The 25,220-nt window shown below is 73.0% G+C and carries 25 protein-coding genes; 15 read left to right on the plus strand and 10 right to left on the minus strand.

The genetic code is table 11. From position 1 onward, the window contains the following. Window positions 1-4 precede the first annotated feature (4 nt). The 3 genes from ACH45N_RS18930 (at window position 5) to ACH45N_RS18940 (ending at window position 1,865) form a co-directional block, all read left to right on the plus strand. Complete coding sequence (locus tag ACH45N_RS18930; RefSeq protein WP_397396615.1) at window positions 5-943, plus strand: GntR family transcriptional regulator; 939 nt, start codon at window positions 5-7, stop codon at window positions 941-943. Next, on the plus strand, window positions 943-1,332 hold the full coding sequence (locus ACH45N_RS18935; RefSeq protein WP_397396617.1) for a helix-turn-helix domain-containing protein: 390 nt from the start codon (window positions 943-945) through the stop codon (window positions 1,330-1,332). The genes ACH45N_RS18930 and ACH45N_RS18935 overlap by 1 nt, the downstream gene beginning before the upstream one ends. Before the next feature lie 65 nt (window positions 1,333-1,397). After that, window positions 1,398-1,865 (plus strand): VOC family protein, encoded by a 468-nt coding sequence (locus ACH45N_RS18940; protein ID WP_397396619.1) that lies wholly within the window; start codon window positions 1,398-1,400, stop codon window positions 1,863-1,865. Window positions 1,866-2,109: 244 nt separating this feature from the next. On the opposite strand, the gene ACH45N_RS18945 is transcribed toward ACH45N_RS18940, so the two are convergent. The 3 genes from ACH45N_RS18945 to ACH45N_RS18955 form a co-directional block, all read right to left on the minus strand. Beyond that, the gene (locus tag ACH45N_RS18945) at window positions 2,110-2,964 is read right to left on the minus strand and encodes an LLM class flavin-dependent oxidoreductase (RefSeq protein ID WP_397396621.1); all 855 of its coding nucleotides are present in this window, start codon (window positions 2,962-2,964) and stop codon (window positions 2,110-2,112) included. Further along, window positions 2,964-3,551 (minus strand): GNAT family N-acetyltransferase, encoded by a 588-nt coding sequence (locus ACH45N_RS18950; protein WP_397396623.1) that lies wholly within the window; start codon window positions 3,549-3,551, stop codon window positions 2,964-2,966. Before ACH45N_RS18950 ends, ACH45N_RS18945 begins: the two co-directional genes overlap by 1 nt. Before the next feature lie 126 nt (window positions 3,552-3,677). Then, complete coding sequence (locus ACH45N_RS18955) at window positions 3,678-4,145, minus strand: MarR family winged helix-turn-helix transcriptional regulator (protein WP_397396625.1); 468 nt, start codon at window positions 4,143-4,145, stop codon at window positions 3,678-3,680. 170 nt (window positions 4,146-4,315) lie between these two features. On the opposite strand from ACH45N_RS18955, the gene ACH45N_RS18960 reads away from it, so the two are divergent. The 5 genes from ACH45N_RS18960 to ACH45N_RS18980 all read left to right on the plus strand — a co-directional run bounded on the left by ACH45N_RS18960 (window position 4,316) and on the right by ACH45N_RS18980 (window position 9,321). After that, window positions 4,316-5,836 (plus strand): MFS transporter, encoded by a 1,521-nt coding sequence (locus tag ACH45N_RS18960; RefSeq protein ID WP_397396627.1) that lies wholly within the window; start codon window positions 4,316-4,318, stop codon window positions 5,834-5,836. An 87-nt stretch (window positions 5,837-5,923) separates the two neighbouring features. Further along, window positions 5,924-6,247, plus strand: coding sequence for a DUF2277 domain-containing protein (locus tag ACH45N_RS18965; protein WP_253837102.1), 324 nt, complete (start codon window positions 5,924-5,926; stop codon window positions 6,245-6,247). A gap of 125 nt (window positions 6,248-6,372) precedes the next feature. Beyond that, the gene (locus ACH45N_RS18970) at window positions 6,373-7,740 is read left to right on the plus strand and encodes a cystathionine beta-synthase (protein WP_397396630.1); all 1,368 of its coding nucleotides are present in this window, start codon (window positions 6,373-6,375) and stop codon (window positions 7,738-7,740) included. Window positions 7,741-7,776: 36 nt separating this feature from the next. Beyond that, window positions 7,777-8,940 carry a cystathionine gamma-synthase gene (locus tag ACH45N_RS18975; RefSeq protein ID WP_397396632.1) on the plus strand — a complete coding sequence of 388 codons (1,164 nt, stop codon included), beginning with the start codon at window positions 7,777-7,779 and terminating at the stop codon, window positions 8,938-8,940. A gap of 123 nt (window positions 8,941-9,063) precedes the next feature. Beyond that, on the plus strand, window positions 9,064-9,321 hold the full coding sequence (locus ACH45N_RS18980) for a hypothetical protein (protein WP_397397520.1): 258 nt from the start codon (window positions 9,064-9,066) through the stop codon (window positions 9,319-9,321). A 25-nt stretch (window positions 9,322-9,346) separates the two neighbouring features. On the opposite strand, the gene ACH45N_RS18985 is transcribed toward ACH45N_RS18980, so the two are convergent. Beyond that, a complete protein-coding gene (locus tag ACH45N_RS18985) occupies window positions 9,347-9,592 on the minus strand; it encodes a hypothetical protein (protein ID WP_397396634.1) in 246 nt (81 codons plus the stop codon). A 140-nt stretch (window positions 9,593-9,732) separates the two neighbouring features. Between ACH45N_RS18985 and glgX the strand changes: the two genes are divergently transcribed. From glgX to ACH45N_RS19000, 3 genes are all read left to right on the plus strand, one after another. Further along, window positions 9,733-11,883 carry a glycogen debranching protein GlgX gene (glgX, locus tag ACH45N_RS18990; protein WP_397396636.1) on the plus strand — a complete coding sequence of 717 codons (2,151 nt, stop codon included), beginning with the start codon at window positions 9,733-9,735 and terminating at the stop codon, window positions 11,881-11,883. 70 nt (window positions 11,884-11,953) lie between these two features. Continuing rightward, complete coding sequence (locus ACH45N_RS18995) at window positions 11,954-13,714, plus strand: hypothetical protein (RefSeq protein WP_397396637.1); 1,761 nt, start codon at window positions 11,954-11,956, stop codon at window positions 13,712-13,714. Window positions 13,715-13,770: 56 nt separating this feature from the next. Further along, window positions 13,771-14,766, plus strand: a complete 996-nt coding sequence (locus tag ACH45N_RS19000; protein WP_397396639.1) for a PPK2 family polyphosphate kinase — start codon at window positions 13,771-13,773, stop codon at window positions 14,764-14,766. Between the two features lie 85 nt (window positions 14,767-14,851). On the opposite strand, the gene zapE is transcribed toward ACH45N_RS19000, so the two are convergent. The 6 genes from zapE to gndA form a co-directional block, all read right to left on the minus strand. Then, window positions 14,852-15,904, minus strand: a complete 1,053-nt coding sequence (gene zapE / locus ACH45N_RS19005) for a cell division protein ZapE (RefSeq protein ID WP_397396641.1) — start codon at window positions 15,902-15,904, stop codon at window positions 14,852-14,854. A 78-nt stretch (window positions 15,905-15,982) separates the two neighbouring features. Beyond that, window positions 15,983-16,630, minus strand: a complete 648-nt coding sequence (locus tag ACH45N_RS19010) for a hypothetical protein (protein WP_397396643.1) — start codon at window positions 16,628-16,630, stop codon at window positions 15,983-15,985. A 15-nt stretch (window positions 16,631-16,645) separates the two neighbouring features. Beyond that, complete coding sequence (locus ACH45N_RS19015; RefSeq protein ID WP_397396645.1) at window positions 16,646-17,068, minus strand: DUF805 domain-containing protein; 423 nt, start codon at window positions 17,066-17,068, stop codon at window positions 16,646-16,648. A gap of 5 nt (window positions 17,069-17,073) precedes the next feature. Next, complete coding sequence (locus ACH45N_RS19020) at window positions 17,074-17,529, minus strand: DUF805 domain-containing protein (RefSeq protein WP_397396647.1); 456 nt, start codon at window positions 17,527-17,529, stop codon at window positions 17,074-17,076. A 197-nt stretch (window positions 17,530-17,726) separates the two neighbouring features. Continuing rightward, window positions 17,727-19,028 (minus strand): carboxylate--amine ligase, encoded by a 1,302-nt coding sequence (locus ACH45N_RS19025; protein WP_397396649.1) that lies wholly within the window; start codon window positions 19,026-19,028, stop codon window positions 17,727-17,729. Continuing rightward, the gene (gndA, locus tag ACH45N_RS19030; protein WP_397396651.1) at window positions 19,025-20,473 is read right to left on the minus strand and encodes an NADP-dependent phosphogluconate dehydrogenase; all 1,449 of its coding nucleotides are present in this window, start codon (window positions 20,471-20,473) and stop codon (window positions 19,025-19,027) included. The genes ACH45N_RS19025 and gndA overlap by 4 nt, the downstream gene beginning before the upstream one ends. A gap of 167 nt (window positions 20,474-20,640) precedes the next feature. Between gndA and ACH45N_RS19035 the strand changes: the two genes are divergently transcribed. The 4 genes from ACH45N_RS19035 to ACH45N_RS19050 all read left to right on the plus strand — a co-directional run bounded on the left by ACH45N_RS19035 (window position 20,641) and on the right by ACH45N_RS19050 (window position 25,217). Then, window positions 20,641-21,309, plus strand: a complete 669-nt coding sequence (locus ACH45N_RS19035) for a DUF3000 domain-containing protein (protein WP_397396653.1) — start codon at window positions 20,641-20,643, stop codon at window positions 21,307-21,309. Then, entirely contained in the window at window positions 21,306-22,571 is a 1,266-nt protein-coding gene (locus tag ACH45N_RS19040; RefSeq protein WP_397396655.1) for an HRDC domain-containing protein, read from the plus strand. The genes ACH45N_RS19035 and ACH45N_RS19040 overlap by 4 nt, the downstream gene beginning before the upstream one ends. A gap of 33 nt (window positions 22,572-22,604) precedes the next feature. Next, a complete protein-coding gene (locus tag ACH45N_RS19045) occupies window positions 22,605-23,657 on the plus strand; it encodes a lipid II:glycine glycyltransferase FemX (RefSeq protein ID WP_397396657.1) in 1,053 nt (350 codons plus the stop codon). Window positions 23,658-23,966: 309 nt separating this feature from the next. Then, window positions 23,967-25,217, plus strand: coding sequence for a thiolase family protein (locus tag ACH45N_RS19050; protein ID WP_397396659.1), 1,251 nt, complete (start codon window positions 23,967-23,969; stop codon window positions 25,215-25,217). Window positions 25,218-25,220 lie beyond the last annotated feature (3 nt).

The following is a 25,220-nucleotide window of genomic DNA, read 5'->3' on the forward strand; positions in this document are numbered from 1 at the left end:
GAAGATGACCACACCGTCCGAGCGCATCGCCGACGAGATCCGGGGCCGCATCCGGTCGGGCGAGCTCGCCCCGGGGGCGCCGGTCCCGTCCACCCGCCGCATCGTCGCGGAGCACGGCGTGGCCATGGCCACCGCGAGCCGGGTGCTCGACGCGCTGCGCCGCGACGGCCTCGTGGAGGTGCGGCGCGGCGTCGGCACCGTGGTGGCCGTGGGTGCGGCCGGCGGCCCGGCCCGCTCCGGCGCGGCCCGCCCGGGCACCTTGGCGTCCGCCGCGAGCGCCCCCACGGTGGACGACGTCGTGCGCCTGGCCATGGCGACGGCCGACGCCGAAGGGCTGGGCGGGCTGTCGATGCGGCGGATCGCGACCGACCTGGGCATCCCCACGATGTCGCTGTACCGCTACGTCCGGGGCCGCGAGGAGCTGCTGGCCCGGATGCTCGACACCGTGTACGCCACCTCGCCGCTCCCGGACCCCCTGCCGGACGGCTGGCGGGCCCGCGCCGAGGTCTGCGCCCGCACGATGTGGGCCGCGTTCCAGCGGCACCCGTGGGCCGCGCACGTCATGTCGATGACGCGGCCGCAGGTGCTGCCGCACGGCGTCGCGCACACCGAGGCGCTGCTGTCCGCGTTCGGCGAGCTGCCCGGCCGCCGGCTGGACCTCGACACCCGCATGCACCTGACCGTGTCCGTCTTCCAGCTCGTGCGCGGGCTGGGGGTGGGCATCGAGCCGGCGGCGCAGGCCCGCAAGGACGACGGGCTGACCGACGAGGAGTGGATGGACCGCACCCTGCCCGACCTCCAGGCAGCCGTCGACCCGCGCCGCCACCCGCACCTGGTGGCGGCGACGTCGGCCGAGGTGGACCTGACCCTCGACACGCTCTTCGAGTTCGGCCTGGCCCGTCTCCTGGACGGGTACGCGGTGTTCCTCGGGGAGGAGCGCTGATGTCCCCGCACGAGCGCGACAACCGGCTGCTGCTGCGCGCCCGGGACGCCATCGACCGCGACTACGCCCGGCCGCTCGACGTGCCGACCCTGGCCCGCATCGCGCACGTCTCGCCGTCCCACTTCAGCCGCAGCTTCCGGGCGGCCTTCGGCGAGACGCCGCACCGTTACCTGCAGCGGCGCCGGCTGGAGCGCGCGATGGCGCTGCTGCGCAATACCGCGACGCCGGTGACGGAGATCGCGCTGCAGGTGGGCTCCAACAGCCTGGGCACGTTCAGCCGCACGTTCCGCGACGTCGTCGGCGTCTCGCCGACCGAGTACCGGCGCCGGACGCGCCCCGTGGCCGCGCCCGTCTGCTTCGTCAAGAGCTGGCTGCGCCCCGCGGGCTGAGCGGCTCCGCGGCCGAGCAGATTCGGAGAAGCACGCCGGGCCGGTGCGGTCCTAGCGTGGTGGACATGTTCAAGAACATCTCCATCACCGCCGTGACCGTGCTCGACCAGGACGAGGCCCTCGACTTCTACGTGGGCAAGCTCGGGTTCGAGGTCAGCAACGACGTCGACATGGGCTTCATGCGCTGGCTGACCGTCTCCCTGCCCGCCGACCCGGACCGCCACCTGCTGCTGGAGGTGCCGGGCCCGCCGTCCCTCAGCGAGGAGGTCGCGGCCCAGGTCCGCGACCTGCTGACCAAGGGGGCGCTCGGGGTCGCGTGCATCCTGACCACCGACGACTGCCGCCGCACCTACGCCGAGCTCAGCGCGAAGGGCGTTGAGTTCACCGAGGAGCCGGTCGAGCAGCCCTACGGGATCGACTGCGCCCTGCGCGACCCGTTCGGCAACCACATCCGCATCACGCAGCCGGCCACCGGCCCGGTCGAGGTGACCGACGAGGACATCGCCCGCTGGAACGCGGAGCAGCCGGGCTGAGGCGGCAGCCGGGCTGAGGCGGCAGCCGGGCTGAGGCGGCAGCCGGGCTGAGGCGGCAGCCGGGCTGAGGCGGCAGCCGGCACCCCAGAGATCAGCCGATCACGTCCAGGTCGGCAGTTTGCGCCGCAGAGTCGGCAGTTTGTCGCACAAAGTCGGCAGTTGGCACCGAGGTCGGCACAGCCCTGTGCCGACCTCGATGCAGACTGCCGACGTCAGGCGGAACTGCCGAACTCGCCAACCAGCATCACAGCCGCGGCGGACCCGCCTCGACGCGGCGCAGGACCGCAGGCAGGGAGTACAGGTCCGGCGACTCGTACAGACCGCGTTCGTCCCACCAGGTCGCCCCGGCCTCGACGAGCGGGCCGACGACGTCGGCCGCGGTCTCCGGCGCGGTCAGCCCGCCGACGACGACGTCGTACGGGCCGCTCGCGTCACGGTGCTCCGTGACGTACTCCGTGACCTCGCGCACCTCGTCCGGCGTCGGCGGCTCGCCGTGCCCGGAGGCGAACAGCGGCACGACGCCGTCCCACCGCGCCGCGCGGCGGAACGGCCGGCGCGCGGGCCAGAAGCCGCCCACCCAGACCGGCGGCCGGGGCCGCTGCACCGTGGCAGGGAGGATCTCGACGTCGCGCACGACGTAGTGCCGCCCGTCGTGGTCGACGCGCTCCCCCGACCAGTACCGGGCCAGGAGGCCGAGGCCCTCGTCGAGCTTCTGGGCGAGCACCACAGGGTCGGTCTCGTCGCCGAAGCTGCCGAACTCGTCCTCGACGGGCCCGCCCAGCCCCGCGCCGAAGACCACGCGGCCGCCGCTGAGGGCGTCCAGGGTGGCGACCTGCCGTGCGAGCTGCTCGGGCCGGCGTCGGGCCACCGGCGTGACCAGGGTGCCGAGCCGGATCGTCGAGGTCGCGAGCGCCGCCGCGGTGAGCAGCATCCACGGGTCGCCGAACGGCTGACCGCGGCGCGCCTCCTTGCGGTGCACCACGTGGTCCCAGACGAACAGGCCGTCCCAGCCGGCGTCCTCCGCCGCGCGGGCCACGGTGGCGACGGCGCGGGCGTCGGCGAAGTCGCCGAAGTTGGGGACGTTGACGGAGCAGCGCATCAGCCCTCGCTCCCGGTGGCACCGCCGCGCAGGTCGCTCAGGTCCCGCCACATGATCCGCAGTCCGACGTCGCCCAGCTCGGGGTGCCGGAACGCCCCCGGCGCGATGCCAAGGGTGACGAAGCCGAGGCTCTCGTACAGGTGGACGGCGGCGGCGTTGGTGTCGACCACGGCGTTGAACTGCACGGCGGCGTACCCCTCGCGGGCCGCCCAGGCGATCATGTCCTGCACCAGGGCGCGGCCGGCGCCGGAGCCGCGCACCGCGCGGTCGACCATGATGCTGCCGGACGCGATGTGGCTGCCCGGGCCCGGGCGGTTCGGGTACATGTTCGCGGTGCCGACCACGACGCCGTCGCGCACCGCGACCACCACGCGAGCGGGGGCCTCCAGCCACCCGGCGCGGGCGTCGGCCTCGTCCATGGCGGGGTCGTAGGCGAAGGTGTCAGCCGCGCGCACGACCTCCTCCACGATGGGCCAGATCGCGGGCCAGTCCTCGGCCCGTGCCTCGCGCACGCTGGTCACGGGCCGGGGGTCGACGGCGGGGGCGGCAGGACGGGAGCCGGACGCGGCGTCGCTGGGTGCGCTCATGCGGCCCACCCTGCCGCACGACCGCCGGGCGTCGCCACGACAAAACGGGGGTCGACCACAGCAGCTGCTGCCAGGAGGCCGGCTCGCGTGGCAGCGGGTGCTGTGCTCAACCGATCCGGACGGGCGTCAGGGCCGCGGCCAGTGACGCTTCGAGCGGTCCTCGATGACGCGGTTGTAGCGGCCCAGCAGCTCGCCGAACCGGGCCCGGTCCGCCTCCGACCAGTCGTGCAGCAGCTCGGCCAGCAGCGCTCGGCTGGCCGCGCGCTCCTCGCCGAGCAGCCGGGCGCCCTCTGCGGAGAGCCGCAGCTTGCGCGCCTGCCCGCCGTCCGGGTCGTCGAAGCGCTCGGCCAGCCCCGAGCGGCGCAGCGCCGCCGTCTGCCGGTTCAGGGTCGAGACGTCGAGGCCGGTGGCGGCCGCGAGCTCGGCGAGGCTGGCGGGGCCGCCGGCGTCGAGCAGGCTGAGCAGCGTGTACGCGCTCTGGTCGAGCAGCCCGCCCTTGCGGCGCGTGCGGCCCGCGGGCAGCGCGGCCAGGTGCCGGCCGAACAGCATGCCCTCGTACTCGATCTCGTCGATCGCGGACGTCATCGTCGTCATACCTCCGGTCTGGCACAGCCGGTCTCGCACAGCCGGTCCCGTACGGACGGTCCCGTACGCGCGCACCCGGAGTCTCGCACCGAAGCGCTTCTATGCATCATGCACAAGATATGGCATCCTGAGCGCGAACCCCAATGTGCATGATGCACAGCAATCTTTCGAGGAGACTCGTGACGACCACCGCGTCCCGCCCCGCACCACCGCCCGAAGCCGTGACCACCGCCCCGGCGATCCACCCGAACCGCGTCGTCGCGGTCCTCGCGATCGGCGGCATCGTCGTCGCGATGACCCAGACCCTCGTGGTCCCGATCGTCGCGTCGCTCCCCACCATCTTCGACGCCCCGGCGTCCCGGACGTCCTGGATCATCACGGTCACCCTGCTCATCGGCGCCATCTGCACCCCGGTCTCCGGGCGGCTGGGCGACCTGTACGGCAAGAAGCGGATGATCCTCGTCTCGCTCGTCCCGCTGGCCCTCGGGTCGGCGATCTGTGCCGTGGCCACGACCGTGCCCGTCATGGTCACCGGGCGCGGCCTGCAGGGCCTGGCCACCGGGTTCATCCCGCTCGGCATCAGCATGCTGCACGACCTGCTGCCCAAGGAGCGCACCGCCGGCGCCATCTCCCTGATGAGCTCGTCGCTCGGCATCGGCGGCGCGCTCGGCCTGCCGTTCGCGGCCGCCGTCGCCGAGTTCGCGAGCTGGCGCATCCTGTTCTGGCTCATCACCGTCTGCGCCGTCGTCATCGGCGTCGTCATCTGGCGGGCGATCCCCGGCCCCACCACGGACCGAGCCACGGACCGGGCCACCGACCGGGCCACCGACCGGGCCACCGACCGGGCCGCGGCCGGACCCCGGGCACGGACCCGGTTCGACCACGTCGGTGTGCTCGGCCTGGCCGCCGGCCTCGTCGCCCTGCTCCTCGCGGTCTCCCAGGGCGCCGAGTGGGGCTGGGCCAGCCCGCTCGTGCTGGGCCTGTTCGGCGGCTCCGTCGTGGTGCTCCTCGCCTGGGGCTGGTGGGAGCTGCGCACGCCCGCCGCGCTGGTCGACCTGCGGACCACCGCCCGCCCCGCCGTGCTGCTCACCAACCTGGCGTCGATCCTGATCGGGTTCGCCATGTACGCGCAGTCGCTGATCCTGCCGCAGCTCATGCAGGCCCCGGCCGCCACCGGGTTCGGCCTGGGCCAGTCGATGCTGCAGATGGGTCTGTGGATGGCGCCGTCGGGCATCGCGATGACCCTCATGTCGCCGGTGGGCGCGCGCATCACCGGGGCCCGCGGGCCCAAGACGACGCTCGTCCTGGGCGGCCTCGTCATGGCGCTCGGCTACGGCCTGTCCACGCTGTTCATGGACACGCTCGTGGGTCTCGCGGTCACCGCCTTCGTGGCGTCGGCCGGCGTCGGCTTCGCCTACGGCGCGCTGCCCGCGATCATCCTGGGCTCGGTCCCCGCCTCCGAGAAGGCCGCCGCGAACGGCTTCAACGCGCTCATGCGCTCCATCGGCACCTCGGCGTCGGCCGCCGTCATCGGCGTCGTCCTGGCGCGGATGAGCACCACCTTCGGCGAGCACACCCTGCCCACCGAGAGCGGGTTCCGCGTCGCCCTGCTGCTCGGCTGCGGCATGGCCGTGGTGGCCTCGGCCATCGCGGCGACCATCCCCGTCAAGGGGCTGCGCGAGGTGGCGGGCGGGCACTGACCCCGCAGGTCACGCTCGGGCCTTCCGCCGGACGACGCCGGACGGCGCCCCCTCCCCCGTCGGCGCCGTCCGGCGTACGGTCGGAGCATGTGCCGAAACATCACCACGCTGCGCGGCCTCGAACCGGCCGCCACCGACGAGGAGATCACCGCCGCCGCGCTGCAGTTCGTGCGCAAGGTCACGGGTGTGACCAAGGTGAGCGACGCCACCCGCGACCCGGTGGAGCGCGCCACGGCGGAGATCGCGGACATCGTGACCCGCCTGCTCGACGAGCTGCCCGAACGCCGTCAGCCGCCCAAGACCGTGCCGCCGCTGCGCCGCGCGGAGGTCCAGGCGCGCATCGCGCAGCGCATCAAGGACCGTGAGGAGCATGAGCGGATGCACGAGCTGGGCATCGCGCACTCGCACTGAGCGGCCCGCCCCGCTACAGTTGCGACGTGCTCGCACACCTCTCCTGTTGCTGTCACTGACACCCCACCCCGGTCCGTCAGTCCCCCGCGCGCGCCGTCGCACGCGCAGAACAGGAAGAGAAACAGGTGCAGTACGCCAATTCTGTCGTTGACCTTGTCGGCAACACCCCCCTGGTCCGGCTCAGCCACGTGACCGAGGGCGTGACCAGCGCGACCGTGCTCGTCAAGCTCGAGTACCTCAACCCCGGTGGCTCCTCGAAGGATCGCATCGCGGGCCGCATCATCGACGCGGCCGAGCGCGAGGGCAAGCTGCTGCCGGGCGGCACCATCGTGGAGCCCACGTCGGGCAACACCGGGGTGGGCCTCGCCCTGGTGGCGCAGCAGCGCGGCTACCGCTGCGTCTTCGTGCTGCCCGACAAGGTGGGCGAGGACAAGCGCAACGTGCTGACCGCCTACGGCGCCGAGGTCGTCGTCACGCCGACGGCGGTGGCGCCCGACAGCCCCGAGTCGTACTACTCGGTGAGCGACCGGCTCGTGCGCGAGATCCCGGGCGCCTTCAAGCCCGACCAGTACTCCAACCCGAACGGCCCGCGGTCGCACTACGAGACCACCGGCCCGGAGATCTGGCGGGACACCGACGGCCGCGTCACGCACTTCGTCGCCGGCGTCGGCACGGGCGGCACCATCACCGGGACCGGCCGCTACCTCCGCGAGGTCTCCGGCGACACGGTCCGCATCGTCGGCGCCGACCCCGAGGGGTCGGTCTACTCGGGCGGCACCGGCCGCCCCTACCTGGTCGAGGGCGTGGGCGAGGACTTCTGGCCCGCCGCCTACGACCCGAGCGTGCCGCACGAGATCATCGCGGTGAGCGACGCGGAGTCGTTCGCGATGACCCGGCGCCTCGCCCGCGAGGAGGGCATCCTCGTGGGCGGCTCCAGCGGCATGGCCGTGGTCGCGGCCCTGCGGGCCGCGCGCGACCTGAGCGCCGACGACGTCGTCGTGGTCCTGCTGCCCGACGGCGGCCGCGGGTACCTCGGCAAGATCTTCAACGACACCTGGATGCGGTCCTACGGCTTCGCGCCGGCCATCGAGGACCACACCGTCGCGGACGTGCTGGCCGCCAAGGCCGACCGCACCCCGCCCCTGCTCTACGTGCACCAGACCGACACGGTGCGGGAGGCGATCGACCGGATGACCCGGTCCGGCGTCTCCCAGCTGCTCGTGCTCACCGCGGAACCGCCCGTGGTGCTCGGCGAGATCGCCGGCGCCGTGCACGAGGACGAGCTGCTCGACGGGGTGTTCGCCGGCAAGGCGAACCTGTCGGACGAAGTCGGTGGCCTGATCGGCCGGCCCCTGCAGCTCATCGGCGTCAACGAGCCGGTCGGGACGCTGCGCGCGGCCCTGGCCGACGAGACCGCACTGCTCGTGACCGACGGCGGCAAGGCCCTCGGCGTGGTCTCCCGCTCCGACCTGCTCGACTACCTCGCGGTCTGACCCGCACGCACCCTTCGAAGAGAGACCTGACCTCCCATGACCGACGCCCGACCGAGCCGTTTCGACACGCTCGCCATCCACGCGGGACAGCGCACCGACCCGACCACCGGCGACGCGATCCCCGCGATCCACGTCACCTCCACCTATGCCCAGGACGGCATCGGCGGGCTGCGCGGCGGGTACGAGTACTCGCGCGGCGGCAACCCCACCCGCACGGCCCTGGAGGAGCAGCTCGCGGCCATCGAGGGCGGCGCGCACGGCATCTCGTTCGCCTCCGGCCTGGCCGCCGAGGACGCGCTGCTGCGCGCCGTGGTAGCCCCCGGGGACCACGTGCTCGTGCCGAACGACGTCTACGGCGGCACGCACCGCCTGATCCGCACCGTGCACGGCAAGGCGGGCGTGGCGCACACGACCGTGGACACCGCCGACCTCGACGCCGTGCGCGCCGCCGTGCGCCCCGAGTCCAAGGTGCTGTGGGTGGAGACGCCGTCGAACCCGCTGATGAAGATCAGCGACATCCCCGCGCTGGCCGAGCTGGCCCACGAGCACGGCCTGCTGCTGGTGGTCGACAACACGTTCGCCTCCCCCGCGCTGCAGCGCCCGCTCGACCTCGGCGCCGACGTCGTGGTGCACTCCACGACCAAGTACCTCGGCGGGCACTCCGACGTCGTCGGCGGCGCCGTCGTCGTCAAGGAGGGCGCCGACGAGCTCGCCGAGCAGGTGCGCTACGTGCAGTTCGCCGCGGGCGCCGTCTCCGGGCCGTTCGACGCGTTCCTGACCACCCGCGGCATCAAGACGCTGTCGGTGCGCATGCAGCGCCACTCCGAGACGGCGCAGACACTCGCCGAGCGCCTCGTGCACCACCCCGCCGTCGCGCGCGTGCTGTACCCGGGCCTGCCCGACCACCCCGGCCACAAGATCGCCGCGCACCAGATGACGCGGTTCGGCGGCATGATCTCGCTGGACCTCGCCGGCGGCGAGGCGGCCGCGCGCACGTTCGCCGAGTCGACCGAGGTGTTCCTGCTGGCCGAGTCGCTCGGCGGCGTCGAGTCGCTGGTCAACTACCCGAGCGAGATGACCCACGCGTCGGTGCGTGGCACGGAGGCCGAGGTCTCGCCGTCGATCGTCCGCCTGTCGGTGGGCCTGGAGGACGTGACGGACCTGCTGGACGACGTCCTGCAGGCCCTGGACCGCATCTGACCCACCCCCTCCTTCGTTGAGTGCTGGCTATCTGCGGTCCGGAGGCCTTCCGGGCCGCAAATAGCCAGCACTCAACAACGTTCGAGGGGCGCTTAGGGTGAGGGCGTGACCGAACATGCTCCCGTGAGCGCCGCGATGCATCGCGCCAAGGCGGACGCCCGCGCCTCCCACACCACCGTGGGACAGGTGCGGCACCTGCCGGGCGACCGTGAGGAGATCGACTGCGCCTGCGGCATGACGCTGACCAACGGGCCGCACTGGTCCCTCGACGAGCACATCCGGCTGCACCGCGCCGAGGCGCGCTACCTGGCCCTGAGCGAGGTGGCGCCCGCGGGCATGCCGCGGCTCATCCCGGTGGATCCGGCGCGGTTGCCCCGTTGACGGGGCGGCCCCTCGACAGGGGCCGTCAGAGCTCGTCGGGGTCGTCCCAGGACACGCCGCTCGACGAGCCCGAGATCGGGTCGAGCTCGCAGCCGGCGAGGTTGCGTGGGGCCTTGGAGACGTCACCGCCGCCGAGCAGGCCGCGACGGGTGGCGACGCGGCGGGCGACCGGCGGCGCGATGTGGGCGTAGGAGGCGTTCGACTCGTCGACGAGATCGGTCGGGACCGATTCGGCCGAGTCACTGGTGGGCTGGGGTTCCCCCGTGATCATGGACCCATTCTCGCAGGAACTGGGGGTTCACCGCATCCGCTTGGCACAGTATTTCGAATCCACGCCAAGCCTCCACGACCACGGCACGCCCACCACGGGATCTCCCCCCACGTCCCCCCGCGGGGTGTGATGATCGTCCGATGCAGACGTGGCCCGGCCGCCCCTACCCCCTCGGGGCGACCTTCGACGGTACGGGGACGAACTTCGCGCTCTACTCCTCGGTCGCACAACGGGTGGAGCTGTGCCTCCTGGCGGACGACGACACCGAGACGCGCGTCGAGGTCACCGAGACGGACGCGCATGTGTGGCACGTGTACCTGCCCGGCGTCGGGCCGGGGACGCGCTACGGGTACCGGGTGCACGGGCCGTACGACCCGGCGTCGGGCCACCGCTGCAACCCCGCCAAGCTGCTGCTGGACCCGTACGCGAAGGCCGTGGACGGCGACCTCGACGGCGACCCGTCCCTGTTCTCGTACCCCTTCACGGACGTGGAGCAGGCCACGACGGGCACGACGCCGGACCCCGCCGACTCCCGGGGCCACACCATGGTCTCCGTGGTGGTCAACCCGTTCTTCGACTGGGGCCACGACCGCCCGCCGGCCACGCCGTACCACGAGACGGTGATCTACGAGGCGCACGTCAAGGGCCTGACGATGCGCCACCCCGACGTCCCCGACGAGCTGCGCGGCACCTACGCCGGGCTGGCCCACCCCGCGGTGATCGAGCACCTGCGCGGCCTGGGCGTCACGGCCATCGAGCTCATGCCCGTGCACCAGTTCGTCACCGACCCGTCGCTGGCCGCCAAGGGCCTGACGAACTACTGGGGCTACAACACGATCGGGTTCTTCGCCCCGCACAACGGCTACGCCGGCTACGGCAGCCGCGGCCAGCAGGTCATGGAGTTCAAGGCCATGGTCAAGGCGATGCACGAGGCGGGCATCGAGGTGCTGCTCGACGTCGTCTACAACCACACCGCCGAGGGCAACCACCTGGGCCCCACCCTGGGCTTCCGCGGCATCGACAACGCTGCCTACTACCGGCTGGTCGACGGCGACGACGCGCACTACTTCGACACGACCGGCACCGGCAACTCGCTCCTCATGCGCTCCCCCGCCGTGCTCCAGCTCATCATGGACTCGCTGCGGTACTGGGTCGAGGAGATGCACGTCGACGGGTTCCGGTTCGACCTGGCGGCCACGCTCGCCCGCCAGTTCCACGAGGTCGACCGGCTGAGCGCGTTCTTCGACATCGTGCACCAGGACCCCGTCATCTCCCAGGTCAAGCTGATCGCCGAGCCGTGGGACCTGGGCGACGGCGGTTACCAGGTGGGCGGGTTCCCGCCGCTGTGGACCGAGTGGAACGGTCGCTACCGCGACACGGTGCGCGACTTCTGGCGCGGCGAGCCGGCCACCCTGCCGGAGTTCGCCTCGCGCCTGACCGGGTCCAGCGACCTGTACGAGCACAGCGGCCGGCTGCCGAGCGCGTCCATCAACTTCGTCACCGCGCACGACGGCTTCACGCTCGCCGACCTGACGGCATACAACGAGAAGCACAACGAGGCGAACGGCGAGGACAACCAGGACGGCGAGAACCACAACCGGTCCTGGAACTGCGGCGCCGAGGGGCCCACGGACGACCCCGGGATCAGAGAGCTGCGCGCCCGCCAGCGCCGCAACCTGCTCGTGACGCTGATGCTGAGCCAGGGCGTGCCGATGATCGCCCACGGCGACGAGCTCGGCCGCACCCAGCAGGGCAACAACAACGCCTACTGCCAGGACAACGAGCTCACGTGGGTGGACTGGGGCGGCCCGGACGGGCTGGACGCCGAGAGCGCCGCCCTGCTGGAGTTCGCCCGGCAGGCCGTGCGGCTGCGCCGCGACCACCCGATCCTGCACCGCCGCCGGTTCTTCGACGGGAAGGTCTCGCCGAACGCCGCCGGCGGGCCGGCGGACATCGAGTGGCTCGACCTCACCGGCGCCCGGATGGACGACACCGACTGGCACCAGGCCTACGCCCGGACCGTCGCCGTCTTCCTCAACGGCGACGCGATCACGGAGACGGGGCGCCGCGGCGAGGCGGTGGTCGACGACTCCTTCCTGCTGCTGCTCAACGCCCATTTCGAGGCGCTGGACTTCACGCTGCCGCCCGCCGGCTACGGGGAGTCGTGGACCGTGGTCCTGGACACCGACGGCAGCGCCGAGCCGGGGACGACGCTCCAGGCAGGCACCGGTCTGTCCGTGACGGGCCGCAGCGTGGTCGTACTGACTCGCCCATCCGGAACACCGGGCTAGGCTGTCGGCCGTGACCGGACCGAGGAGTGGAACCGGAGGCAGCACCCCACCGCCCCGCCCGGGCCCTGACATGCCCGTTCCCGGGCCCAGACCGGTGGTGTGGGCCCCGCGCGCCCGCATCATCGAGGTGCTCGTGCCGTACGACCCGTACGAGGAGCCCGAGCACATGCCGCTGCGCCTCGTGGGTGCCGGCGAGCCCGGGTACTGGGGCGCCGACAGCGTGCTCGGCCACGGCACCGACTACGGCTACTCCGTGGACGGCGGCCCCCTGCTGCCCGACCCGCGCAGCGTGTGGCTGCCGCAGGGCATCCACGGGCCCACGCGCGTCTTCGACCCGGCCTTCGAGTGGACCGACGGCACGTGGTCCCCGCCGGACCTCTCCACGAGCGTGCTCATGCACGTCGACATCGAGACCTTCACGCCCGCGGGCACGCTGGACGCCGCCGCCGAGCTGCTGCCCACGATCGCCGGCCTCGGGGTGCACGGCGTCGAGCTCGCGCCCGTCGCGGCGTTCGACCCGGCGCTCGGCCCCGCCCGCGGCGTGCGCCTGTACTCGGTGCACGAGCCGTACGGCGGCCCGCGGGCGCTCCAGCGGTTCGTCGACGCCGCCCACGCCGCGGGGCTCGCCGTCGTCCTGGACATCCCCTACCGCTGGGCCGTGGCCGACGAGCTCGGCCTGGAGGCCTACGGCCCCTACCTGACGGGCGGCGGCGGCCGCCCGCGCGCGGCCCGGACCGAGATGGGCGACGCGGGCGAGTACGCCCTGCAGGCCATGCGCCCCCGGACGGGCCAGGTGCCCCTGGACCGGCCGCGGACCGGCCCCATCCAGCTCCGCACCGGCCAGGTGCCCACGATCGGCACGCGGGCCGGCAAGGTGCCGTCGTCGCCGACCGTGCGGACCGACTACGTGGGCGACCGCATCAACCTCGACGGCAGCGGCAGCCGCGGGCCCCGGGACTTCCTCGTGGACGACGCGCGGCACTGGCTGCGCGAGTACCACGTGGACGGCCTGGTGCTCGACGTCGACGCGCTCGTGGACCGCTCCCCCACGCCGTTCCTCGGCGAGCTGGCCGACTACGTCGTCGGCCTGGGCGAGCAGCTCGAGCGCCGGTTCAGCCTGCTCGTGGACGGGCCGGGCCGGAGCGACCGGCTCACCACCATCCTGCTGCGCATCCTGTCCGGGCCGGGCAAGACCGAGGACATCCAGGCCCTGCAGATGCTGGCCGACCTGGTGCACCCGTCGGTGCGCCGCGCCACCCGGCAGAACGGCGGGCGGCGCAGCCGCGTGCGGTCCGGCGCCAGCGTGGTGGAGGACATCACCCGCCTGCCCGCGGCGCAGCTCACGGTGCCGTGGGCCGGCGAGGAGAGCCCCGCCACGGCGCTGCTCGGCGTGGACGACGTCGACATCCGGGCCAGCGTGCTCGCCACCGTCATCCTCGCGGGCAACCCGCTGGTGCTCGACACGGTGCACGTGCCCGTGGTCCCGCGCAACGTCAACGAGCAGCGGCTCGCGAGCTGGGCGCACGACCTGATCGCGATCCGGCTCGCCATCACCGACGAGCTGGACCTCCCCCTGGAGATCCGGTCCACCGCCGACCGCTCGGTCATCGCGGTGCTGCGCGGCAGCCTGGCGTTCGTGCTCAACACGGGGCACGGCCTGGCCGCGCTGCGGCTCGGGAGCCTCCTACGGCCCGCCGAGGGCGCCACCCGGGCCCCGCTGCCCGGGGCGTTCCGGCTGGCCGCCGCGTGGGAACCGGGGGCGACCCGCCTGGTCGGCGACACCCTCACGGTCCCGCCCCGGATGACGGCCGTGCTGCGCGCGGACACCTGACCTGGGAACCTGGGTGCGGGGAACGGCACCGACCGGTCCCGCGAAGGAGGCGTCCGATGGCGAAGAAGCCGGGCAGGTCGACCGGGAAGCACGCGGGGAAGAGCGCGGGCAAGGCCGCGGGAAAGAACGGCGGCAAGGCCGCGGTGAAGAACGACGGCAAGACCGCGGTGAACAGCGCGAGGAAGTCCGCGCCACCGCCGGGTCCGGCCGACCGGTGGGAGACGCCGGCGGCCGACGTCCTGCGGTGGGTGCGCGGCACCGACCTGAGCGCCCTGGACCAGGCCGGCACGCCCGGCTGGGCGGGCGACCGGGCCGACGGCGAGAAGCTCATGGCCGCCCGCGGCGAGGAGCTCGCCGACCTGCAGGAGCGCCTCTTCGCGCACGGCCGCACCGGCGGTGACCGGTCCGTGCTGCTCGTGCTGCAGGGCCTGGACACCTCGGGCAAGGGCGGCATCGTGCGGCACGTGGTGGGCATGGTGGACCCGCAGGGCGTGATGCACCGCGGGTTCGGCGTGCCGACGCCGGAGGAGCAGCAGCACGACTACCTCTGGCGCATCCGCAACGCCCTGCCCCGGCCCGGCTACCTCGGGGTCTTCGACCGGTCGCACCACGAGCAGGTCCTGGTGGTCCGGGTGGACCGGCTGGAGCCGGTCCGGGTCTGGCGCAAGCACTTCGCCGAGCTGAACGCGTTCGAGGCCGAGGTGGCGGCGTCGGGCACCGTGATCGTGAAGGTGACGCTCGTCGTGTCGCCCGACGAGCAGAAGAAGCGCCTGGCCAAGCGTCTGGAGCGGCCGGACAAGCACTGGAAGTACAACCCGAGCGACATCGACGTGCGGCTCAAGCTTCCCGAGTACCTGGCGGCCTACCAGGAGATGCTGGACCGCACCTCCACCAAGGAGGCGCCCTGGTACGTGGTGCCGGCCGACCGGAAGTGGTACGCCCGCCTGGCCGTCACCGAGCTGCTGACGGACGCCCTGCGGTCGCTGGACCTGGGCTGGCCGCCCGCCGACTTCGACGTGGCGGCGGAGAAGGCGCGGCTCGCGGCGACGTGAGCCGCGCTGGTCGAGCCTGTCGAGACCGTCAGTTCTGGCTGGCGCTCTGCTCTTCTGTCGGCTCAGTCTGTGGTTCCGCTCCGGCTCAGCCGACGAGCTTGCGGCCCGCCTCGGCCAGCGCACCCAGCCGGGACAGGGCCCGGTAGTACTTCTTGCGGTACCCGCCGGCGAGCATCTCGTCGGTGAACAGGCCGCGCGTGTCTCCCGCGCCGGCCAGCAGCACGGGCACGTCGCGGTCGTACAGCCGGTCCACGAGCACCACCAGGCGCAGCGCGACGGCCTGCGCCGTCACCGGGTGCACACCCGTGAGGGCGACGACGGAGACGCCGTCGAGCAGCGCGCCGTAGCGGCTCGGGTGCACCGTGGCGAGGTGCTCCAGCAGGTCGTCGAACGCGTCGAGCGTGGCGCCCGGACGGGCGGCGGCCGCCGTGACCGCCTCGACGGTCAGCGGCTCGGGATCCGTCACGACGTCGCGGTGGCGGTAGTCCTCGCCGTCGACCCGCAGCGTCTCGAAGCGGTCGGACAGCGCCTTGATCTCCCGCGCGAAGTCCTGGGCGGCGAACCGGCCCTCGCCCAGCGCGCCGGGCAGCGTGTTGGACGTCGCGGCCAGCGCGACGCCGCGGTCGGCCAGCTCCCGCATGAGGCGCGACATGAGGGTCGTGTCGCCGGCGTCGTCCAGCTCGAACTCGTCGATGCAGACCAGCTTCTTCGCCGCCAGCGCCTCGACCGTCGGGAGGAACCCGAGGGCCCCCACGAGGTTGGTGTACTCGACGAACGTGCCGTACGCGACAGCACCCGATCCGAGGGCCTCGCCCACGGCGTGGGCCAACGAGGTGAGCAGGTGCGTCTTGCCGACGCCGAAGCCGCCGTCGAGGTACACCGCGGGGGCCGGGCGGCGGCGCGCGAACAGGCCGCGCCGCGGGGCCGTGATCTCCTGCGCGATCTCCGTCAGGCGGGCCAGGGCGCGGCCCTGGCTGGGGTGCGCCGGGTTGGCGCGGTACGTCGCGAACCGCGCGGCGGCGAAGTGCCGCGGCGGTACGAGGTCGGTGACGAGCCGGTCGACGGGAACCTGCGGCCGGACGGCGCTGAGGGCCTGGGTGGTCCGGACGGTCTGGGTCTCGGTGGCGGGGGCTGTCACGAAGCAGAAGATTACCGGCGGCCGAGGTCACGGGGCGTGCCACGAGAGCAACGTCACACGCTGCGGTCCCCCGTGGAGTCACACATGGACGACGGCGGGTGCGCCGGGCCGGTCGAGCACCTCGCCGAGGGCGTGGACCACCTGGGCGGCGGTCCGCGTCTGGGCCGGGTCCACGTTGCGGTCGTCGCCCGCGACGGCGTGGTCGATGACGAGCTCGTGGAACCGCACCCCGGACGGCCGCTGCTCCTCCTCCAGGCGCAGCACCTGGACCAGCATCGCGAGCCCGGCCCCGGTCACGCTGATCACGCCGGAGCCGGCCATGGCCTCGCGCGAGGCCGATCCGTTGATCACGACGTACGGGTCTCCGGGCCGCAGCAGCGGGACGAGCGCGCGGGCGGCGTCGAGGTGCGCGGTGAGGTGGGAGGCCAGCGTCGCGGCCCACCGGTCCGGGTCGTCGTCCAGCAGGGCGGCGCCCTTGTGCCAGCCGCCGATCGACGCCACGACGGCCCCGGGCAGCGGGGCGCCGGCCCGTCCGCAGGCGCTGCGGACGGCGTCGGGCAGGTCGGCGAGGGTCTCGTACCGGACGGGGCGCACGCCGCCGGCGTCGGGCAGCGGGCCGCGGGCCGCGGCGAGCACCGCGCGCCCGTCGGCAGCCAGGCCGCGGGCGACCCGGCTGCCGACGTAGCCGCTGGCCCCGACCACGAGGACGGGGCGGGGACCGGTCATGCGGCTCAGACTAGGTCAGAGCGCGGCCGGCTGCGGCACGGCCCTCGGGTCGGGCCCGAACCGGTTGGGTCCGGGCTCGCCCGGCAGGGCGAGCAGCACGACGATGATGATCCCGCCGACGACCGGGACGAGGCACAGCAGGTAGAACCAGCCGGACTTCCCGGTGTCGTGCAGGCGCCGCACGCCCGCCGCGAGGAGCGGCACGAACGCACCGAGCGCGACGATCCCCACGAGGGCCGAGCCGATCGACCCGAGCACCCCGGGCTCCTGCGTGACCGGGTCCATCGTGACCAGGGCCGGGATCAGGAGCGCCACGAAGATCACGGCGTTCACGATCGCGAGCGCGAGGTAGAAGAACCAGTACTCGGAGGCCCGGGCGCGCCCGGTGAAGTCGCCGTACCTGCGCAGGCAGGTCCGGACGGAGTCGACGATCGACACGTAGGTCAGACCGCGGCGGCCTGGTCGACGGCCTTCGGGTCGGGGCCGAACTGGTTCGGGCCCGGGGTGCCGGCGGAGGCGCCCCACACGATCAGCAGGATGAAGTTGACGAACGGGATCAGAAGGAGGAACGCCAGGGCGCCCGACTTGCCGGTGTCGTGCAGGCGGCGGACGATCACGGCGAGCGTCGGCAGGAGGAGCGCGAGCGCGACCAGCGAGACGACGAGGTAGCCAGTCGTCAGGGAGCCGGGCATGGCGGGCACCGTGGTGCTGCCGGCGTTGGCGGCCTCAAGCATGGCCGTCGTGTAGGCCGTCAGGCCCGGCACGATGAGCGCGAAGTAGAGCACGCTCTCGAGGATCGTCACGGCAAGGTAGTACCACCAGAACTCGGAGCGCCGGGCACGGCCGCTGAACGTGGCGTACTTCGACAGCACGGTCCGGATGGACTCGATGAACGACATCAGGAAAAAGCCTCTCTCACGGTTCTTACCGGAAATCTCCAGCAAGTGCGCACACAGTGTCCCGATCCGTCAATAAGTGCGCAAGGTTTAAATCTGGGCAGAAGTACCCATGGGTGAGAAAGGCCCCCGAACATGTCAGACGCTCAGGTCCCTCCAGGGGCCTGAGCGTCTGACACGTCCGGGCGGAACCGCCGGGGTCAGTAGCCCGTCGCGGTGGGCTCCGGGTAGTACTGCGCGTACTTGCGGCGGTAGTTCTGCGTGATCGCCTCGACGATGAGCCGGCGCTTGAGGCCGGAGTCGCCGTCGTACTTCAGCGGGTTGACCACGTCGCCGCTCGCCTTGAGCGCCTTGAGCCGGTGCTTCAGCTCCGGGTCCAGCACGTACTTGGACAGCAGGCCGAAGGGCACCACCGTGTACAGCACCTCGCGGACCGCCCGCACGGGGCGGATCGGCCGGTGCAGCACCCAGTCCTCGACCAGCACGCGGGCCACGTTGGCCCCGCCCGCCGTCACGTAGTAGTTGTTCCGGCCGATGCGGGGGTTCACCTCGAAGTACACGTGCTTGCCCGTGCGCGGGTCCAGCTTGTAGTCGAAGTTGGCGAAACCCACGTAGCCGGTCAGGTCGAGGAACCGGGTGGCCGCGTCCATGGCGTCGTCGTACGCCTCGACCAGGATCGCGGCCGGGATGCCGAGCGTGCCCGGCGTGTGCTCCTCCAGCAGCACCCGGCCCGTGGCCAGGAGCGTGACCTCGCCCGACGTGTCGCGGTACGCGGTCAGGGACCGCATCTGCGTCTCGTCGCCCGGGATGAACTCCTGCACCAGGAACGTGCCCGGGTAGTTGGCGTCCGCCAGGTGACCCAGGATCACGTCGAGCTCCTCGCGGGAGTCGATGTGGTGGATCTTCGCCTTGCCGGGGAAGTCCACGTAGTACCACTCGGCGCTGTTGGACGGCTTGCCGACCACCGGGTACTGCAGGTCCACCGTGAGCGCCGGCACCGCGGCGCGGCCGCCCTCGGCCACCAGCTTGGCGACGTCGACCGGCACCGTGCGCGGCGTCGGGATGCCGAGCTGGTCGCAGACCTGCGCGAAGCCCTCCTTGCTGCTGACCTGCTCCAGGACCGGCAGCGACGGGTACGGCAGCACGTAGCCGGCCGCCTCCAGCCGCTCCCGGTTCAGGATGACGGTGCGCACGTGCCAGTCGGCGTTCGTCAGCAGCACGAGCGTCTTGTCCCGGTGCTGCTGGGCGATGCCCTCCAGCGTCGAGAGGAACACGTCGACGTCGTCCAGCCCGGGCACCACCACGTTCTCGGCGATCGCCGAGTCCTGCATCGCGCGCGTGGCCACCTTGGACAGCACGACGGCGTGCGTGCGGTACTGCTCGTGGAACGCACGCACCAGGGCGTACATCCCGACGTCGCCGCCGATCCCCACCACCAGCATCTCGGGAGCCGTCTGCTCCCCGCCGCCTACCGGTCCCTGCTCAGCGGGGAAACCCCTCACGCCTCGGCCTCCGTGCGGTCGCCGGACCACTCCGTGTGGAAGGTGCCCTCGCGGTCGACCCGCTTGTAGGTGTGGGCGCCGAAGAAGTCGCGCTGCGCCTGCACCAGGGCGGCCGGGAGCCGCTCGGCGCGGACGCCGTCGTAGTACGCGAGCGAGGACGAGAACGCCGGCGTGGGCACGCCGTTCTGTGCCGCACCGGCCACGACGCGGCGCCAGGCGGGCAGGCCGCTCGCGACGGCGTCGGTGAAGTACGGGTCGGCGAGCAGCAGCGGCAGGTCGGCGTCGCGCTCGTAGGCCTCGGTGATCCGGTTGAGGAACCGGGCGCGGATGATGCAGCCGCCGCGCCAGATCCGGGCCATCGCGCCCCGGTCGATGTCCCAGCCGAACTCCGCGGCGGCCGCGGCGATCTGGTCGAAGCCCTGCGAGTAGGCGACGACCTTGGAGGCGTAGAGGGCCTGGCGGACGTCCTCAACGAATGCAGCACGGGAGGCGTCGTCCTTGGGTGCCTCCCACTCGGCCGCGTGCGCCGGCAGCGCGGCGCGGGCTGCCGCGCGCTGCGGCACCGAGCCGGAGAGGGCGCGGGCGAAGGTGGCCTCCGCGATGCCGGTGATCGGCACGCCCAGGTCCAGGCCGTTCTGCACCGTCCAGCGGCCGGTGCCCTTCTGCTCCGCCTGGTCGAGCACGATGTCGACGAACGCCTTGCCGGTCTCCGCGTCGACGTGCTGGAGCACGTCCGCGGTGATCTCGATGAGGAACGACTCCAGGTCGCCCGTGTTCCACTGCGCGAAGATCTGCCCGATCTCCGCGGCCGAGGCACCCAGCCCCTGGCGCAGCAGGTCGTAGGCCTCCGCGATGAGCTGCATGTCGGCGTACTCGATGCCGTTGTGCACCATCTTGACGAAGTGCCCGGCGCCGTCGGAGCCCACGTAGGTGCAGCACGGGGAGCCGTCCACCTTCGCGGAGATGTCCTCCAGGATGGGCCCGAGCGACGTGTACGACTCGCGCGTTCCGCCCGGCATGATGGACGGGCCGTTCAGCGCGCCCTCCTCGCCGCCGGAGACGCCGGTGCCGACGAAGTGCAGGCCGTGCTCCTTGAGGGCCGCCTCGCGCCGGATCGTGTCCGGGAAGTGGGCGTTGCCGGCGTCGACCACGATGTCGCCCTCCTCGAGGAGGGGCACCAGCTCGTCGATGACGGCGTCCGTGGGACCGCCGGCCTTGACCATGATGACCACCTTGCGCGGCCGCTCCAGCGACGCGACGAAGTCCGCCATGGACTCGCTCGGGACGAACTTGCCGTCGTCACCGTGCTCCGTGACCAGCGACTCGGTCTTCGCGTACGAGCGGTTGTGGACCGCCACCGTGTATCCGTGACGTGCGAAGTTCCGCGCGAGGTTGCGACCCATCACCGCCAGCCCGGTGACGCCGATCTGTGCTGTGCCTGACACGTTCTTGCTCCTTCTGCAGTGGAAGACGGGCCGGCGCCCGCGGTGCGCGCGCCGCGACCCGCTTGCCAGCCTAGTGCCCAGGCTCGGTTCGCCACCGCGCAGGTCACGATCCGGCGTCAGCCGCGCGCCTCCCCGTGGCGGCGGCACCACGGACGTACGGTGAAGTGGTGACCAGCGGCCCGCCCACCGGTGTTCCCGTCGACTTCGCAGCAGCGCTGGCTGACCTGCGCGGCGCGGCCCTGCGCGCCGAGGTACGCCTCACCGAGATCCCCGCGCCGCGCCGGGTGGCGCCGTTCAGCGTGGCGCTCTCGGGCGACGTCCTGCCGGGCGCGCCGCCGGGCCGGCGCGAGCCGGACCGGTCCGACGAGCACGACCACGACACCGACCCGCTCGCCACCGGCCGCTTCGTCGTGCTGCACGACCCCGCGGGGCAGGAGGCCTGGCACGGCACGTTCCGCGTGGTGACCCTGGTGCGGGCCACGCTGGAGCCCGAGATGGCGGCCGACCCGATGCTGGCCGACGTCGCCTGGTCCTGGGTGGGCGAGTGCCTCGAGTCCGCGGGGCTGGCCCCGGGCACCGACACGCTGGCCGACGGCGGCACGGTCACCCGCGTGCTGTCGCAGAGCTACGGCGCCCTGGACGGCACGCCGGACGCGGTCGACCTGGAGATCCGCGCGTCGTGGACACCCGTCGACACGCGGCTCGGGACGCACCTGCGCGCGTGGGCCGCGCTGCTCACCATGGCCGCGGGAGTGCCGCCGCTGCCCGAGGGCGTCGCGGCTCTCACCAGGCGTTTTACCGACCGATCCAGGCAACGCCATACGGTAGGCCCATGACCACCACGGAGCGAGGAGTCCCTGCGGAGACATCGACGCCCGTGCCGCCACCCGTCACCCCCCTGACCGAGCCCGCCGACGGGCTGCCCGATGTCGTGGCGACGCCGGGCGCGTTCGCACGCGTCGTCGAGGCGTTCGCCGCCGGCTCGGGTCCCGTGGCGGCCGACGCCGAGCGCGCCTCCGGGTACCGCTACGGGCAGGCGACGTACCTGGTCCAGGTACGGCGCGCCGGTGCGGGCACGGCACTGATCGACCCCGTCGGCGTGCCCGACCTGAGCGCGCTGGGCGAGGCCGTGGGCGACGCCGAGTTCGTGCTGCACGCCGCCTCCCAGGACCTGCCGGGCCTCGCCGCGCACGGCCTGCACCCGGCCCGTGTCTTCGACACCGAGCTCGCGGCGCGGCTGCTCGGCATGGAGCGCGTGGGCCTGGCCGCCGTCGTCGCCGAGGTGCTCGGGCTGGGGCTGGCGAAGGAGCACTCCGCCGTCGACTGGTCCACGCGCCCGCTGCCGGAGGACTGGCTGCGGTACGCCGCCCTCGACGTCGAGGTGCTCGTCGAGCTGCGCGACCGCCTCGCCGAGCGCCTGGAGGCGGCCGGCAAGACGCAGTGGGCCGAGCAGGAGTTCGAGGCGGTGCGCACCGCCGCCCCGCCGGCGCCGCGCGTCGACCCGTGGCGCCGCACCTCCGGCATGCACGTGCTGCGCAACCCGCGCCAGGTCGCCGCCGTGCGGGCGCTGTGGGTCGCGCGGGACGCGAGCGCCCAGGCGCGCGACATCTCGCCGGGCCGGGTGCTGCCCGACCGTGCCATCGTGGCGGCGGCCAAGGCCATGCCGCGGACGGCCGGGCAGCTCGTGCTGCTGCCCGAGTTCGCGGGCAAGGGCACCAAGCGCCGGGCCGCCTACTGGCAGAAGGCGATCGACGACGCGCGGGCCCTGCCCGACGCCGAGCTGCCGTCCGTGCGCGGCCCGCGCTCCGACGGCCCGCCGCCGCCGCGCACCTGGGGCGACCGCGACGCCGTCGCCGCGCGCCGCCTCACCCTCGCCCGGGAGCTGGTGACCGCGCTGTCCGAGGAGCTGAGCGTCCCGGTGGAGAACCTGCTGCAGCCCGACGCGCTGCGCCGGCTGTGCTGGACCCCGCCGTCGCCCGCGGACGTCGCCGCGATCGCCGAGTTCCTGCGCGGGCGTGGTGCCCGCGAGTGGCAGGTCGGGCTCCTGGCCGAGGGTCTGGAGCGGGCGTTCGCGCAGGCCGCGCAGGAACCGGTGTGAAAGCCCCGCGCCGACCCCAGTAGAGTCGTCCCCATGCCAGCCCTGTCGGAGCCCATCACGCTCGCCGTCGACGTCGTCACCGATCCTTCGACCTGGGACCGCGAGGTGCTCGCCCTCGGCGGGCACCCGCTCCAGCTGTGGGGCTGGGGCGAGGTCAAGGCGGCCGGGAGCTGGCGCGCGCACCGGCTGCGCGTCACCGAGGACGGCTCGACCGTCGGCCTCGCGCAGCTGCTCGTGCGGCCGCTGCCGGCCCAGTTCCGGGCGCTGTCCTACGTGCCGCGCGGCCCCGTCGTCGCGCACCACGACGGCGAGACCGCCCAGGCGGTCTTCGGCGTGGGCGACACCGCGACCCGCAACGCCGTGACCAACACGGTGGTGGAGTGGGCGCGCGAGAACGTGGGCGGCGTCGGCATCACCATCGAGCCGGACTGGCCCGCGGGCACGCAGCTCGACCTGGCCGGACGGCGGTACGCCCCCAACCAGATCCTCATCCCGAGCACGCTGATCCTGGACCTGACCCGCCCGGCCGACGAGCTGCTGGCGGACATGCGCAAGTCCACGCGGTACGAGATCCGCAAGGGCTCGCGCGCCGGGCTGGACATCCGCCGGGTCACCGAGGACGCCGAGGTGCTGCGGGTGCTCGACGTCTACAAGGAGACCGCGCAGCGCGCCGGGTTCGCCATCCACGCCGACGAGTACTACCTCGACATCAACCGGCAGCTCGGCGACAAGTCGGTGCTGGTGGCCACCTACATCGACGACGTGCCGGCGTGCTTCGCGTGGTGCGTCAACTCGGCCAGCACCTCGTTCCTGCTGTACGGCGGCGGCAACGACGCCGGCCGCAAGGCCACGGCCACCGCGCCCACCTACTGGCGCACCATCGAGATCGCCCGCGAGCAGGGCCTCGTGCGGTACGACATGAACGGCCTGCTCAACGACGGCATCAGCGACTTCAAGAAGAGCTTCGCGAAGCACACCGACGAGCTCGTCGGGTCGATCGACGTGTCCTTCTCGCGCTGGTACACCACCTGGAACAGCGCGCTGCCCACGGCCAAGAAGGTGGTCCGCAAGCTCCGCGGCAACTAGCCGCCGCGCCACCCGCCGGGACGCCGCCCGCCGGAGCGCCGCCCCGCCGGAGCGCGCCCCCGCGCTCGGCTCACCGAGCGACGCACAAGTGCGCTTGTACCCCGTCATCGGGCCCGGAACCAGCGTGATTTCGGGCCCGATGACGGGGTAGAAGCGCACTTTCGTGCGTCCGAGACTGGGTTTCAGGACGGCGCGGGACGCCGTCTCAGATCGTGCGTGCTTTTTACCGGTACTCGCGGTAGCGTGTATCTCGATCCAGCGGCGTCGCTCATGGACGCCGCCGTCCCGAAAACCCCAGGAGTTCTGCTGATGACCGCAGCCCCGGAAACACCGCGTGCCCGCCGCGCCGTACGCGACGTCGTCTTCGTCGACGGCGCCCGGACGCCGTTCGGCAAGGCCAAGCCCGACGGCATGTACGCGCAGACGCGTGCCGACGACCTGATCGTCAAGGTGGTGCGCGAGCTGCTGCGGCGGCACCCCGAGCTCCCGCCGGAGCGCATCGACGAGGTCGCGATCGCCGCCACCACGCAGCAGGGCGACCAGGGGCTCACTCTCGGCCGCACCGTGGGCATGCTCGCCGGCCTCCCCCAGTCCGTGCCGGGCTACGCCATCGACCGCATGTGCGCCGGCGCCATGACGGCCGCCACGACCACGGCCGCGGGCATCGCCATGGGCGCCGCCGACGTCGTGATCGCGGGCGGCGTGGAGCACATGGGCCGCCACCCGATGGGCTTCGACGCCGACGTCAACCCCCGGTTCGTGGCCGAGAAGCTCGTGGACCCCCAGTCCCTGAACATGGGCGTCACCGCGGAGAACCTGCACGACAAGTTCCCGCAGCTCACCAAGGAGCGCGCCGACCGGTTCGCCGTCGAGTCGCAGGCCAAGTACGCCAAGGCGCTGGCCAACGGGAACATCGAGCCGGACCTGGTCCCCGTCGCCGTCCGCTCGGCGGAGCTGGGGTGGGGCCTGGCCACCGCCGACGAGCTGCCCCGTCCGGAGACCTCCTTCGAGTCCATCCAGGGCCTGAAGACGCCGTTCCGCGCGGGCGGCCGGGTCACCCCCGCGACGTCCTCCCCGCTGACCGACGGCGCCACGGGCGCCATCCTGGCCGCCGGCGACGTCGCCGCCGAGCTGGGCCTGCCCGCCAAGATGCGCCTGGTGTCCTACGGGTACGCCGGCGTGCCGCCGGAGATCATGGGCTACGGCCCCGTGCCGTCGACCGAGAAGGCGCTGAAGGCCGCGGGCCTGACCATCGACGACATCGGCCTGTTCGAGCTGAACGAGGCGTTCGCCGTGCAGGTGCTGTCCTTCCTGGACCACTACGGCATCGCCGACGACGACCCGCGGGTGAACCCCTACGGCGGCGCGATCGCCATGGGCCACCCGCTGGCCAGCTCCGGCGTGCGCCTCATGACGCAGCTCGCCCGCGAGTTCGAGCAGCACCCCGAGGTCCGCTACGGGCTGACCGCCATGTGTGTGGGCCTGGGCCAGGGCGGCAGCGTCATCTGGGAGAACCCGCACCACGCCGACTACTCCGGCCACACGGACGAGGAGAACTGACCC

Origin of the sequence: Promicromonospora sp. NPDC019610 (genome assembly GCF_044389365.1) — a bacterium.
Taxonomy (GTDB): Bacteria; Actinomycetota; Actinomycetes; order Actinomycetales; family Cellulomonadaceae; genus Promicromonospora.

Coding starts and splice junctions, on each gene's coding strand:
- ACH45N_RS18930 (WP_397396615.1), top strand. CDS start 5: ATGACCACACCGTCCGAGCGCATCGCCGACGAGATCCGGGGCCGCATC.
- ACH45N_RS18935 (WP_397396617.1), top strand. CDS start 943: ATGTCCCCGCACGAGCGCGACAACCGGCTGCTGCTGCGCGCCCGGGAC.
- ACH45N_RS18940 (WP_397396619.1), top strand. CDS start 1,398: ATGTTCAAGAACATCTCCATCACCGCCGTGACCGTGCTCGACCAGGAC.
- ACH45N_RS18945 (WP_397396621.1), bottom strand. CDS start 2,964: ATGCGCTGCTCCGTCAACGTCCCCAACTTCGGCGACTTCGCCGACGCC.
- ACH45N_RS18950 (WP_397396623.1), bottom strand. CDS start 3,551: ATGAGCGCACCCAGCGACGCCGCGTCCGGCTCCCGTCCTGCCGCCCCC.
- ACH45N_RS18955 (WP_397396625.1), bottom strand. CDS start 4,145: ATGACGACGATGACGTCCGCGATCGACGAGATCGAGTACGAGGGCATG.
- ACH45N_RS18965 (WP_253837102.1), top strand. CDS start 5,924: ATGTGCCGAAACATCACCACGCTGCGCGGCCTCGAACCGGCCGCCACC.
- ACH45N_RS18975 (WP_397396632.1), top strand. CDS start 7,777: ATGACCGACGCCCGACCGAGCCGTTTCGACACGCTCGCCATCCACGCG.
- ACH45N_RS18985 (WP_397396634.1), bottom strand. CDS start 9,592: ATGATCACGGGGGAACCCCAGCCCACCAGTGACTCGGCCGAATCGGTC.
- glgX (WP_397396636.1), top strand. CDS start 9,733: ATGCAGACGTGGCCCGGCCGCCCCTACCCCCTCGGGGCGACCTTCGAC.
- ACH45N_RS18995 (WP_397396637.1), top strand. CDS start 11,954: ATGCCCGTTCCCGGGCCCAGACCGGTGGTGTGGGCCCCGCGCGCCCGC.
- ACH45N_RS19000 (WP_397396639.1), top strand. CDS start 13,771: ATGGCGAAGAAGCCGGGCAGGTCGACCGGGAAGCACGCGGGGAAGAGC.
- ACH45N_RS19010 (WP_397396643.1), bottom strand. CDS start 16,630: ATGACCGGTCCCCGCCCCGTCCTCGTGGTCGGGGCCAGCGGCTACGTC.
- ACH45N_RS19020 (WP_397396647.1), bottom strand. CDS start 17,529: ATGTCGTTCATCGAGTCCATCCGGACCGTGCTGTCGAAGTACGCCACG.
- ACH45N_RS19040 (WP_397396655.1), top strand. CDS start 21,306: ATGACCACCACGGAGCGAGGAGTCCCTGCGGAGACATCGACGCCCGTG.
- ACH45N_RS19045 (WP_397396657.1), top strand. CDS start 22,605: ATGCCAGCCCTGTCGGAGCCCATCACGCTCGCCGTCGACGTCGTCACC.
- ACH45N_RS19050 (WP_397396659.1), top strand. CDS start 23,967: ATGACCGCAGCCCCGGAAACACCGCGTGCCCGCCGCGCCGTACGCGAC.